At 47.1% G+C, this 12,334-nt stretch carries 13 protein-coding genes; all 13 read left to right on the top strand.

Going from position 1 to position 12,334, the window contains the following annotated elements; translation table 11 throughout:
- A partial coding sequence (locus IEV46_RS15840; protein ID WP_229736175.1) for a hypothetical protein occupies positions 1–199 on the top strand: 199 nt, incomplete at its 5' end.
- A gap of 52 nt (positions 200–251) precedes the next feature.
- A complete protein-coding gene (locus tag IEV46_RS15835) occupies positions 252–920 on the top strand; it encodes a hypothetical protein (protein ID WP_188433513.1) in 669 nt (222 codons plus the stop codon).
- Complete coding sequence (locus IEV46_RS15830) at positions 920–1,606, top strand: class D sortase (RefSeq protein ID WP_188433512.1); 687 nt, start codon at positions 920–922, stop codon at positions 1,604–1,606. Before IEV46_RS15835 ends, IEV46_RS15830 begins: the two co-directional genes overlap by 1 nt.
- A 524-nt stretch (positions 1,607–2,130) precedes the next feature.
- Positions 2,131–2,961 (top strand): conjugal transfer protein, encoded by an 831-nt coding sequence (locus IEV46_RS15825; RefSeq protein WP_188433511.1) that lies wholly within the window; start codon positions 2,131–2,133, stop codon positions 2,959–2,961.
- 16 nt (positions 2,962–2,977) lie between these two features.
- Positions 2,978–3,199, top strand: coding sequence for a hypothetical protein (locus IEV46_RS15820; protein WP_188433510.1), 222 nt, complete (start codon positions 2,978–2,980; stop codon positions 3,197–3,199).
- Between the two features lie 7 nt (positions 3,200–3,206).
- Positions 3,207–3,608 carry a TcpE family conjugal transfer membrane protein gene (locus IEV46_RS18720; protein WP_188433509.1) on the top strand — a complete coding sequence of 134 codons (402 nt, stop codon included), beginning with the start codon at positions 3,207–3,209 and terminating at the stop codon, positions 3,606–3,608.
- A 27-nt stretch (positions 3,609–3,635) separates the two neighbouring features.
- Positions 3,636–6,206, top strand: a complete 2,571-nt coding sequence (locus tag IEV46_RS15810) for an ATP-binding protein (RefSeq protein WP_229736177.1) — start codon at positions 3,636–3,638, stop codon at positions 6,204–6,206.
- Between the two features lie 14 nt (positions 6,207–6,220).
- On the top strand, positions 6,221–6,778 hold the full coding sequence (locus IEV46_RS15805; protein WP_188433507.1) for a hypothetical protein: 558 nt from the start codon (positions 6,221–6,223) through the stop codon (positions 6,776–6,778).
- Between the two features lie 77 nt (positions 6,779–6,855).
- Positions 6,856–8,907, top strand: coding sequence for a CD3337/EF1877 family mobilome membrane protein (locus IEV46_RS15800; protein ID WP_188433506.1), 2,052 nt, complete (start codon positions 6,856–6,858; stop codon positions 8,905–8,907).
- On the top strand, positions 8,904–9,515 hold the full coding sequence (locus IEV46_RS15795) for a hypothetical protein (RefSeq protein ID WP_188433505.1): 612 nt from the start codon (positions 8,904–8,906) through the stop codon (positions 9,513–9,515). The genes IEV46_RS15800 and IEV46_RS15795 overlap by 4 nt, the downstream gene beginning before the upstream one ends.
- Positions 9,469–10,524, top strand: a complete 1,056-nt coding sequence (locus IEV46_RS15790) for a CHAP domain-containing protein (RefSeq protein ID WP_229736176.1) — start codon at positions 9,469–9,471, stop codon at positions 10,522–10,524. Before IEV46_RS15795 ends, IEV46_RS15790 begins: the two co-directional genes overlap by 47 nt.
- Positions 10,525–10,538: 14 nt before the next feature.
- On the top strand, positions 10,539–10,967 hold the full coding sequence (locus tag IEV46_RS15785) for a DUF6100 family protein (protein WP_188433503.1): 429 nt from the start codon (positions 10,539–10,541) through the stop codon (positions 10,965–10,967).
- Positions 10,968–11,287: 320 nt separating this feature from the next.
- Complete coding sequence (locus tag IEV46_RS15780; protein WP_188433502.1) at positions 11,288–12,334, top strand: replication-relaxation family protein; 1,047 nt, start codon at positions 11,288–11,290, stop codon at positions 12,332–12,334.

Below are 12,334 nucleotides of genomic sequence, written 5' to 3'. Positions count from 1 at the left end.
GGTGGTGCCCACCGGGTGGTGGGTGGTGCCCACCGGGTGGTGGGTGGTGCCCCACCGGGTGGTGGTGGTGGTTACCGGTGGTGGTGGTGCCCCACCGGGTGGTGGTGGTGGTTACCGGGTGGTGGTGGTGGTTACCGGGTGGTGGTGGTGGTTACCGGGTGGTGGTGGTGCCCCACCGGGGGTGGTGGTGGTCAGATGATGTGCTTTCATCCTTTTTGCAATCGGGGAGCAGGTTGCAGGGGGTAATGCAATTGGGTAAGAAAACAGTTTTGGCAGTTTCCGCTCTTTCTTCTCTGGCACTGATCGCCTCTGGTGCCCATTCTGTTTACGCAAATGGTGAGTTTGGATTGGGCGATGCTGAGAAAGATTCTGTAATCCTTCCGGCGGAAGTTCAGCAAGAGCAACAGAATGTGCCGGAACAAGCAGGGAAACCGGAGACACCGCCAGCGCAATCTCATTCTGAGGGGAATATAACTCCTCCGGTTGAAAAACCAGAGGAACCGGCTGAAAAACTGAAGAAGCAAGAGCCGAAACCAGAGAAACCGCAACCAAAACAGGAACCAGAACCTAAGCGAGATAAGCGAGAAATGAAGGCATCCGAACCGGAAACCCACAAAGATACTGGATCTTTCGGCAAAGATCGTATTGTTGTTTCTGGGAAAGAGACTTCGGTAGCTTCCGCTGAGAGAAAGTCTGAAGGAAGCGAGAAAGAAGAAACCAAGGAAACCGAATCCTCCACGGAATCCAAGGGTGACGCTCAATCTGATGCCAGTGACAATGAAGGAAAGGAAGAAGTGAAGGGACAAAAGATGGCAAAGACCGGATTCAATCCCCTTCCCTTCGCTCAGATGGCAGCCGGGTTCTTCGGACTTGGAGGGTCTGCACTCTACGGGATGCGTCGGAAATCGACGGATGACTGATGAGTCGATGGATTCTCGGGATTGTTGCGGGACTCTGCTTTGCTTCGGCGTTGGCTCTGACCGGCTATCTCGCGTGGGTTACATGGGAAGATCACCGGAAAGCGGAACTTTTTCACAGCGCTGAGGCTTCAGTGGAAGTTCCCGTTTCAAAGAGGGAGCGGGTTTATGAGGTTCCCTTCTCGGCTCCTCTGCCAAATGGAGGGTCCGCAAAGATCCTCTGGACAGATTCAGGTCCCACCCTTGCAGACGAGGATGATCCGGCGGAACCTATCACAGTCACGTGGAAGAAGCGTCCGAGAAAGGGTCAGAAAGTCGGCACGCTTCGGATTCCTTCGATTGGAGTGAAGGTTCCGCTATGGGCTGGAACGGACGACTCGCAATTGAGCAAGGGCGTCGGTGTTCACGACTTAGGACTTCCGGGAGAAGCGGAGCTGGTAGGGCTCGCTGGACATCGCGAAACGGCCTTTCGCCGAGCTGGAGAACTCCAAAAGGGTGACAGGATCATCTTGGATACGGATCAGGGCCGGTTCACCTACAGGGTCACACGAACCTGGATCGCGGACGAGAATGACCGTTCCGTGATCCGGCGAACCGGTAAGCCACAGGCCGTGGGTTACACCTGTTTTCCGTTCGATTCTCCAGATTCTCCGCAACGCTTCGTTTTTGAATCTGAGTTAGTCAATTAACAAATATCCCTGCTCCCCGATTGCAAAAGGGATGAAAGATCCCTTTTTTAATCTCCTGTAGAAAAGAGTGAATTAATTTGCTACGAGCTATTTTTGTTTGGGTGTTGATGATCTTTGTGATCATGGTTGTAGGGAGTATACTATTGGATCAGTTTCCCTCACTCGTTCCAGTTTGGGATGAGATGATGGTACAGACAAAGAAGTTATATGAGATGTCCCTCGAAAAATTCGGCCCGACCGGAACGGGTTTATTAATCATCGGAATTGTAGTTTTGGTCGGAACAAGTGCATCAATGGGAAAGCGTCCTTAACTGAGAGGAGGAGGTGAATGCATGGGTAGCAAGCGAAAATTGCTCACCAAAGAGCAGAAGAGGGAATGCCGAAAGAAGAAGCGAGAACAAAGAAAGATGATCTTCAGAAAGTGGCTCCAGCCCCACCAACCCCAACGAAAAAAGCCACCTCGTCCACGCGGTTATATCGCCCGTCGGATCGGGGTGGTGATTTTTTGGGTGGCTTTTGGGTTCATGTTTTTGGTGGTAGTAGTAACGATTACGTCCCCTTCCACCCAAGGAAATGAATCTCGAAAGGAGGTGGTACAGCAACAAGTAAATCCGGCAACCAAGCCGGAGGCAGTGCATTTTGCCCAAAACTTTGTTGCTCAATACCTTACTTGGAAAAGAGGGGATAAAGAGGAGCGGGAAAAACGACTCCAGTGGTATTTGGCGGAGGGGTTAGATTCTCATGGAGGATTGAACATGGAGAATCTGACCTATGACAGCCGATACTTAGGGTCTACGGTCAAAAAAGTTGAGGAGAAGGGGCGTGATAAGGCCTATATCACCTTGCACGTCAGTTATGAGCTATCGGGAGAAGTAGACAAAAAAGAAGGGAAGAAAACCAACAAAACTGAGCAGTCCAGTCAGTATGTAGTGGTGCCTGTAGCGTATAACGGTACCTATGGTGTTTATGAATTACCGAAGTTTACTTTCATTGACGAAAAAACAACGGTAAAGGCCAAGGAACTCAAAAAGGATCTGAGGCAAGCGAACAGTGAAGAGGCGGACAACATCCGCAACTTCTTGGACACGTTCTTTTCCAGTTATGCCGAAGATCCTAAAGACAGGTTGGGATACATCCTGGAAGATCCAGATCATCTGAATGGCTTGAATCATGCGATGCGGTTCGTTGAGGTGCGTCATTCGGAGGTGTATGAGGGAGAAGAGGAAGGTCAATATGTTGTAGTTTGTGGGGTGGTATTTGAAGATCCAACCTCGACTGCACAGTTTACCACGAGTTATGAGTTGGTTGTAGAACAGAAAGGAAAGCATTTTGTTGTCAAATCCATGAATGAATAAAAGGGAGGAAATTTCAATGACTTTGGCAACTCTGTTTGATTGGTTTAAGGAGCAAGTTCAATATGTCTTGTTCGGTGTAATGATTGTGGTATTGCTGGTTACAGCGTATAAACGGGCGTGGATTATGATGATTGGAGCTTTGGTCGGCATCGCATTCATTGGCGTCTTTGTGTTCAATCCAGACATTATCGAAAATGTTTCTGAATGGCTGGCGGAAAAATTGGATATTGGAGAGTGATTGAGGAATGGAACGCGTTCCTCTCTATACAATTAATAATTTCCTCAAGTTTGAGCGGAAAATCTATCAGGTATTAGGCAAAAGACTGGGGAGACCGATTCGTTTGAAGACGGCCCTATTTTTTGGTGTTTTTTTGTTATTGGAGGGGGTGTTATATTTAATCCCCATCATGGGTGCACCCGTCCGAATGACTCCACCAGTGCTTTTGCTTTTCATTCCCGGTGTCCTTGCCTATTTGCTATCTGACATCGGTACGGAAGGCCGGATTCCACTGGCGTTCTTTCGTTCGTTTTTGCTGTATCACTGGCGACGGATGAAGCGGGTGACGTATTACAAAGGCCGGGAGATACCCAAGCCTCAATCTTATAGATTTCGAGGGTATCTCGTATACAGAGAAACGATCAAATGACAAAAGGAGGAAAAGAGTGTGGAGGTTATGTTGGAGATTCCCGTCAGTCATATTGACGGGAATCTTGTTTTTGGAAAAGACGGTACGGTCTGGACGTTTTTTGGTATCCAAGGGTTTGGATATGATTTTCGGGAAGATGAGGAAAAGATGCGTCCGTTTCAGCAACAACTGTCGTTTCTCCGAAACAACGGGCATGATCTTCATTTCTTGGTAGTTCCAAACCCAACGGACGTGACGGAAGTATGCGAGGAGACCATCCAGCGGATGTCAGAAGACGATTATCTATTAAAAGAAGAAGGCATCGCATTTATGCGACAACAAAAACAAGCTGTTATTCAACAACGAAACCAAAGTGAGTCCAATGAGTATCGGGCATATCTAGGGATTCAATTAGATCCTAAGAAGAATAAGCATCGGGAAGGGAATGTGGGCACGAATTTGATTCAATCGGTGCAGGAGATGATCGAAGGACTAAATACTCCAGTTTACCGGGCCGTAGGTTTGGAACCCCGCGATATCCTCCTCGCAGATATTTCTGCTTGGAGGGATCAGGCTGAGAGTCTATTGGCAACAATTCGGAGCGCTTTCTCCTCAGCCGTGCGGAAATTAACAGCAGTTGAAACCCTTTATCTCATCGAAAAGGTGTTTTCGGTTACTAATCAGGATGTAAAAGTGCGGGAATCTTTTTCAGTGGGGGATCAGGTGAAGGGAGAAGACGATGGAAAAGTTCACCAAGCAGTTCGCCCAAATGAAAAAGCGTTTTTTGACTTGCAAAATGCCAATGTGGATGAAATAGGGCCGAAAACGCTTTGTCTGAGCAAGATTATCGATAATGAAGTGCATGAAACCTATGTACAGTACTTGGTCTGTTATGATATGGACGAAGTGCAGTATCATCCGGGGTTTGAGTGGTTGTATCACCTTCAGTCCTCGTTGCCCTTTCCGGTCAGTGTTTCAATCCGGGCACATCACCAAACCAATGCTCGGATGCTGAAACGACTGAGCAATGCCCGATTGGAGTTTCAGGATCAACGAGAGGAAGCCCAGAAAGGGGGTACAAACGTTGATTTAAGCGTTTCCGAATCGGAAAGCGGGGCGATTCGGATGGAGAGTTATTTCAAGAAGTCGGGGAAACCAGGGTACGCTTGTTCCTTCGTCTTCCGAGTGAACGCTCCTGATGAGAAAACATTAAAAACGCGTGTGAATCAGTTGAGAAATGAGCTTGCACGCTACGGAATTTCCGTGGTTTCTCCTTATGGAGAACAGATGAATCTTATGATGGAGACTATTCCGGGATCGAAGGCAAATGAGGATTATAAAATTGAGGTGGAACCGGGTGTGTTGGCCGGGATGATGTTTGGAGCTACAACCAATATTGGGGATGGGCAAGGGGTTTATATCGGATATACCAAGTATACCGGACGGCCCGTGTTTGTCCGGCCAGATCTCGCTGCCAAAGCCTTCGATTCCGTCAAAAACGTGGTCGATTCGATTTCGATCATGGTGGCGGGGGCAACCGGAAAAGGAAAGTCCTTTTTTATGAACTTGTTGACGTACTTGTGCGTGCTGATGGGTTCGATGGCCCTCGTGATTGACCCGAAGGGAGACCGGAAAGAATGGGCGAAGGGTCTTCCCTTCATTCCCAAAGAGCACATTTCTGTGTGGACGTTGGGAGAAAGTGAAGCGGATGCCGGATGTCTTGATCCCTTTCGAACGAGTGTCGATCTCGAAGAAGCCAAGGACATTTGTATGGACATTCTTGCGTATTTAGCGAATATTGACATTGAACACGAAGAATATACAATTCTGAGTGAGGCCATTGAAGAAGTTGGGAAGATGCAAGATCCATGTATCGGAGGAGTAATTGATTATCTCCGGGATCTGTACAAGAAGAAGCCAGAGAACATGTCCCAAGCACGCCACGAGGCAGTGGAAAGACTCAAGGCTACGCTGGAAACGTTGAGGCGGAACCAGTTGGCAAGACTCCTTTTCGGGGAGGTGGGTCAGGATTACCGGGTGTTACACGTGGAGAAGCCGTTGCAGGTGATGATGGTGCAAAACCTCAATCTGCCGGATGAAAGTGTGAAGAAACACCGAATTTCGCACAAGATTTCTGAAGCGATTCTGATTTCCTTAACGGCTTTCACGAAGCAATACATGTTTAAGCAAGATCGGTATCGCCATAAAATTATTCTTCAGGATGAGGCCAGCAGTATTGACCGTAGTACAGTGGGATCAGAGTTGATGGACTTCGTCGTACGCAAAGGGCGATACTATAACACAACTTTATTGAAAGGCACGCAAAATGCCACGGATTACAATGAAGAAGTGGCAAACATGGGGATGAAGTTCAGCTTTGGTCTCCGGTCTACCCGTGAGGCGGAGGAAATGCTGGACTATTTTAACCTTCCGCGAACAAGAAACAATGTGGAGATCCTAAAAAACTTGGGGCGGGGGGAGGCCTTGTTCCAAGACATCTATGGGCGAACGGCTGAGATCCGGATTGATCCTGTGTTTGAGGATTTGCTGGATGCGTTTGATTCATCGACGGCCACAAAGGAAGAGAGAGAACGGGAGAAGAAGCGAATTGGATCGTAGGAGGAGAGACAAGCGTGAACAAAAGATATGGATCTATCATGGCGGTGGCAGTCATCGCCATGGTGCTTTTGTTATCAGGGTGTAGTGAAGGCGGCAGTCAGGGAGATGGAGCGAAGGAAGCGGGAAAGTCTAAAAAGGAGAGGGATCTGGAAGCGGCGGACAAGGCGGTCTATGAGTGGATTGCGGGGACTGTTGAGGGGGATGATGATAGACAGAGTAAAGTTTTGCTTAAGAAAGAGGTAAAGAAGTTAAAAGAAATTGATGTCTTGGAACCAGGAAATGTTTCGTTTCCGGGAGCAGAAAAGAAAATGGGAGAACAATATTTAATTGAAAGGTATGATAAATACTATGAAGATGAGAAATTGTTTTATCGTATAAAGTATTACCATCCGAATAATGACGAGCTATTTACAGAGCATCTACTCATGGAAAAAGAAAATGGTAAGTGGAAGTCTACGGATTATCGTGGGGAAAGTAGTGAATTTTATCGTCTCTTTCCCGAACGCAAAAATGTCTTGAAAGCAGAGGAGGTGGGTGGAGTAACGGTACATGAGATGGAGGAAGAGAAATGATGTCCAGCCCTTGTCAATAAAATAAAAGGGAGGGAATCGGCTGAACCCTTGCTTCTAACGAAGCGGGGTTTTTTCTTTTGGCCGAAATAGCTATGAAGAATCTAAAACGAATCCTTGCCGTCCTGATGATTGTGGTGTTGTTTCTTTCCGTTCCGGGGACAACCTTGGCAAAGGGTGAAGATCAAAAGCAGTTGCAAAAGGAACGAGAACAGGTAGGGAAGGTCGGGATTTTAGAATCCCTGTTCGGGGCGGAGTCGGGAAAATATTATTACTTGGATTTAGCCGAGAAAGAAGAAGATGAAGGCTCTTGGAAAAATCTAATCCCCGGATGGGCGATGGTTGAGGCGGTAGAAGATACTTTTGGGACTGTAATGAATGCGATTTATGCTGTTACCAATTGGCTTAACAACATGCTTCTCCGTTTTAATATCATGATGACAAACTTTATGTTAGGTGTGTTGAACTTTGCTTATGAGTTTGACTTCGTTAACCAAATTATCAACCAATTAGACACCATGATGCAGAATCTTACCGGGATTTCCAACAATTCATTTAGCAAAGGAAAAGGGCTGTTCGATGGTTTCCTCGGTATTGTCGCAATGATCTCTGTTGGGTATGCGGCGTTTCTGCTTTTGTGGAAACGATCCTCACTAGAGTCCATCGGAACGATTCTGCAAACGGTGATTGCCTTATCACTGGCGTTACTATTGTTTAGCAACTACAGCACTTTTTTAACGAACGCAAACAAGTTGACGACAGAAGCAAGCGGACTAATTTTAACTGGGGGGAGTTATCGACTGACGGACGACAACAAAACAAATGCGGATGTACGCAAAGAGATGAATAAAAACATTAAACGGATGTTTATCCACCGTCCCTATCTGTTTATGCAATACGGTACGGACAACGAAGAAGCAATCGGGAAGAAACGGGTCAATAAACTACTCAAGACAAGACCAGGTGCTGACAGAGAAAAGATAGTACAAAAAGAAGTAAGAAAAAAAGGTAACCAGATGATGACCTCAGCAAACGTAACAGATCGGTTGGTGTTCAGCTTTTTCTACTTAGCTATGAACACTTTGAACGCGATCCCGATCTATCTGTTGGCGTTCCTGCTGCTGGTGCTTCAATTTTGGTTCTTGGGGATCGCCATGGTCGCTCCGTTCGCTTTTCTATATGCGGCTTTACCGGGGCGGTTTGGCGTGTTGCGGAAATACATGGCGGAACTGTTCTTGCCCTTGGGACTGAAATTGCTCGTGTCCGCAGGAGCGCTTTTTGTGTTTTCGATCATTTCGATTTTGTACACAGTAAGGGGAGGGATTTTGGGGAAATCTTTGTCTGTTGGCGAATACATTGCGATTGGTGTCGTTCAGTTTGTCATTTTGGTCATCTTCTTTCTCCTCCGCAAGCGCATTTTTGGCATCTTCTCTGCTGGATCAAAGGAGATCGCGATGTTGCGGGCGGAGATGGCTTCTTTGCGGGAATCCATGCTTCGTCCGGTTAAGTCGGGCGTGCAAACCACGGCAACTGTAGCAGGTGCGGCTATCGGAGCGGCGGCAACTGGTGGGGCTGGAACGATGACCGGAGCGGCAATTGGTAGTAGAGTTGGAAAAGCTGTTACCGGGGAAGCAAGCGTATCCGACGTGGCTTCGGAAGGGGCACGACAACTTCAATTACACAAGTTGAACTTTCCGGATTCAAAGAAAAAAGAAGGGATGGAGCAGGAAGATCTCAAGCATATGCCCACCGAAGAAGATTTATCTTCTGAGGAGAATGCGGCTTCTTTGGTAGCCAGTGCTCCACCTGAAACTGAAACTGATGCCCCCAATTTGGTCTCGCTGAAGGATGTGATGCCCCCAGAACAATACAGGGATGTAATGCCTTCTTCCATGGTGGAGCCGGAAGAGATTTCTTTGGAGGATGAACGGGCGATGGATAAAGAGTCCGACATGGCATCCTTAGAAAGAAATATGCCAGCAGAATCTCCACTACACCAATTAGCAGACTTTGAGTCTTTGAATACCGGCGAGGTTCAGGGAGAGAAAGATGCAGTTCAGGACGACCGACCCAAGTTAGCCCGGTTGGATCAAGGGGTAGAAAACAAAAGGGGGGAAGATAGTAGAAAATGAATGAAGAAAAGCGTGATCAAATCAGAAAAATGATTGTAAACGCCATGGTTATTTTGGGGGCTGTGGCGTTTGCTGTGATTTTAGTCATTTCCGTTGTAAGGGACGGAGAAGAGGAGGAAACAAAAAAACAGCAAGTTCAAACGGATAGAACTGTTCATGAGTACAGTGAAAAGGAGAACGAAGAGGATTTGGAAGTCCAAGGAGAAGAGGAAAAAAAAGAAACCAAAACTGTAGCGGATCAGTTCATCCGGGCGTATTTGAGCTATGATGACAAAAAGCCGGATCAGAAGATAAAAGAGATGAGTCAGTACTTGTCACAGCGAATGAGAGAGAGTTGGAAAGAACCCGATATTCCCGACGGAGTAAAACAGGCAAAAGTGAAACAAGTAGAGTTTCTACCAGAGACGACTCAAAAGGAGGGTCGTTTTTTCTATTCAGTAAAAGCCCAGGTGGAAACAGTGTTCAGTGATGGAGAGTCGGAAAAAGCCTGGACACTGCATGGAGTCGCGGTTGGCCGGGAGGAAGGCCGCTGGGTGATCGAGGGGGTGGGGCCCATTGGCGATGCCGGAGCAGAACCTCTCGAACTTGGAGGAAAAGAAGACGAGTAAGTGGAAATGGCTGTTGCTCATTGGTTGTGCGCCTGTCATGCTCATTGGAGCTTCAGTCTTTTTCATAGGGTTGATGCTGTTTGTTACCATTCTCGGTTCGGGATCACTTCAAGACTTAACGGACAAAGAGGTTTATTGCTGGTCGGATTCAAAAAGAATCAGCCCGAAAGAATTAAACAAGAAGTTGGAAGACAAAGGAGTCTTCAAAGGGAAGGCTAAAGCCTTTATTGATGCTGGGGAACGGCATGGAGTTGATCCCATCTTAGTAGCGGCCATCGCCATGCATGAGACCGGAAACGGAACCTCCAAAGCTGTTCGGGAAAAAAACAACCCTGGTGGACTCATGAAACCGGGCGGTGGTGGGTTAATGGTCTTCTCCTCACTGAATGAGGGGATTGACCGGATGACAAGCAACCTGTACCGACTCTACATCAAGCAGGGACTGACAACACCGGAGAAGATCGGACCCAAGTATGCCCCCGTCGGAGCGTCCAACGATCCATTGGGGTTAAACAAGCACTGGATCACTGGAATTAAAGGCTATATGAAACAACTGGGTGGAGCTTCATACAAGTGCGGAGAGGCAGGGAAGTCCGGGAAAGCGAAAGGTTCTCCTCACACGGCGTATCCCTATAAAAATGCCAGCGTTGTGGGTGTGGACGCTTGGGCGTTCTACAATCGGCAGTGTACTTCGTTTGTAGCGTGGCGGCTCAATGATGCCGGCATTCCCTTTCACAATCTCATGAAGGGTGGACGATTTGGGAACGCCACCAACTGGGATGTGAATGCTCGGAAGATCGGGGGGATCAAGGTGAACAAGACACCCGCTCCCGGTGCTGTGGCACAGTGGAAGGCCGGGAACCACGCCAGCAAATTCGGCCATGTGGCTTATGTGACCGAGGTTAAGGGGGATAAGATCACCGTCGAAGAGTATAACTACAAGCCGTATAGCTTCTCCCGTCGGACAGTCCCGGCCAATCAGCCATCTTATTACCTGCATTTCAAATAGTTAGGGGGATAACCGTGAGAAAAAGTCTGCCTTCTTCAGTAGTTCACGGGGATTTTCCGATTTTCCATTTTTCTTATGAGGGAGTTTTGCCTCCCTATAGTGAAATCCGAAAAGAACAGATCAAGGTCAGGGATTATTACTTAAAAGAAACGCTTCAATCTTATGATTGGACAGCAGTAAATGATCAATTTGATAAGGCGGCAGTTTACGTTGCTCATTACTTTGCCAGCGCCCGTAAAAGAGACTTGGATAACCGTAATCGCAAGTATTTACTGGATGCCCTACGCCGTACATTGCTGATCAAAGATGACAGTTGGCAATACATTTCATGGATGGAAGAAGGATTCCGAGACGATCGAGATCATATCGAGGTGTTTGTAATGGATCGAAAATACTTTCCATGTTTTTTGAAGTTGGGGCAGATGTGTCGTACTGAATCATGATTAACCAATTGACTTTTTAGGCTCGTATTTCCGTGTAAAAAAAGATATGAAAATCAGCATCCCAATTTCCTATTATAGGAATATTTGCGTGTAAAAATGGCGGGGTGTAAAAAAGAGCTATTTTTACACAAAAAACAGGGGGTATTTTTACACAAGAGATACTTTACAAATCCTTTACATCTGAGAATGTCTTTAATTGATGGGTGAGTTAGAAGAAATTAAAAGGTTTAGGAGATGCATCTCAGAGGTGACGATGAGATGCATCTCCTAAACAGCCCCAACGCAACATCAGAAAAAAACGAAAGGAGGTGATAAACCGAATGGCAAAAGCACGAGTGAAACAGATCCAGAAACGGGATTTAGACATCCTGCATGACCTATACCGCTACCGAGTGTTGACGACTGAACAGATAAAACGGAAACACTTTCCTGACAGCAAATACTATGTCAATCGAAAACTGAATATGTTGCGGAACAGTGGTTGGATCACTACTTACTCCGTGTCTCGAAACGGACGTAAGGGGAAGGCGCACCACCGTTTAACAGACCGAGGGATAACCCAGCTACGAAAAAACGGGTATTCCACCGAATATAAGGCAGATGCTTTACGGGTATCCAATGAGTTGTTAGTTTATCTTCACGAGGCGAACAACATCATGGTGGAATTGTCACCCTATGGATGGGAAATGCAAGATAGCCGGGAGACCAAAAAAAGGTACAACATGAACCGTGGCGATCAAATTCATGGCACCCTCATCAGTTCCGACGGAACCGAATATGGCTTCTTCGTCCTGGAAAAAGGGACTTTAGAAAAGAATATGGCGAAAGTGGTACAGGAAATCCGGGCCACGTCCGAAGGGGGAGCAGGGTTGACCCACTTTACGATCTTCGCCAAGGGAAGGGACTCCATTCACCACTTTGTGGAACGGGCCAGAGAAAAGAAGCTGGTAACCAGCGGTTCCCTCTGTATCATGGATTATACCTTTGGAATCGAATACCTCCAGTCGCGCCTGTCCGACAAAAGCTCGTTTAAACGCATCTTTCAAGATGAAAGATCCCCGATACGCTGGCTTGCTCCGTCCACCAAAAGACGTTTTGAATGCATTGCCCGATACCAAGAAGAGGAGGTGTACTTCGTCAACCTGCTGGATACCGACCTTATGAAAGTCGAAGCCATCCAAAATTACCTGAGAGACCTTGCCCGGATGCAGCGGTTTGGGGAAAAGCCACGCCGGATACTCGTGCTAACCGAACCGAAATTAAAAGAGCTACATGCGGAACTGTTGGGAGAAAGTCGAAACATCTGTTATTTGGAGCTATCACGAAAGCAAATCCAATCATCCAAACGAACGAAAGGAGAAATGTAA

The organism is Kroppenstedtia guangzhouensis (assembly GCF_014637345.1).
Taxonomy (GTDB): domain Bacteria; phylum Bacillota; class Bacilli; order Thermoactinomycetales; family DSM-45169; genus Kroppenstedtia; species Kroppenstedtia guangzhouensis.
The sequence above is the reverse complement of the archived record's forward strand: the minus strand, read 5'-3'. Positions and strand labels throughout refer to the sequence as shown.

Excerpts from the sequence above, each read along its gene's own strand:
- IEV46_RS15790 (WP_229736176.1), top strand. The coding sequence starts at position 9,469 with ATGCCGGAGCAGAACCTCTCGAACTTGGAGGAAAAGAAGACGAGTAAG.
- IEV46_RS15825 (WP_188433511.1), top strand. The coding sequence starts at position 2,131 with ATGTTTTTGGTGGTAGTAGTAACGATTACGTCCCCTTCCACCCAAGGA.
- IEV46_RS15780 (WP_188433502.1), top strand. The coding sequence starts at position 11,288 with ATGGCAAAAGCACGAGTGAAACAGATCCAGAAACGGGATTTAGACATC.
- IEV46_RS15810 (WP_229736177.1), top strand. The coding sequence starts at position 3,636 with ATGTTGGAGATTCCCGTCAGTCATATTGACGGGAATCTTGTTTTTGGA.
- IEV46_RS18720 (WP_188433509.1), top strand. The coding sequence starts at position 3,207 with ATGGAACGCGTTCCTCTCTATACAATTAATAATTTCCTCAAGTTTGAG.
- IEV46_RS15820 (WP_188433510.1), top strand. The coding sequence starts at position 2,978 with ATGACTTTGGCAACTCTGTTTGATTGGTTTAAGGAGCAAGTTCAATAT.
- IEV46_RS15830 (WP_188433512.1), top strand. The coding sequence starts at position 920 with ATGAGTCGATGGATTCTCGGGATTGTTGCGGGACTCTGCTTTGCTTCG.
- IEV46_RS15795 (WP_188433505.1), top strand. The coding sequence starts at position 8,904 with ATGAATGAAGAAAAGCGTGATCAAATCAGAAAAATGATTGTAAACGCC.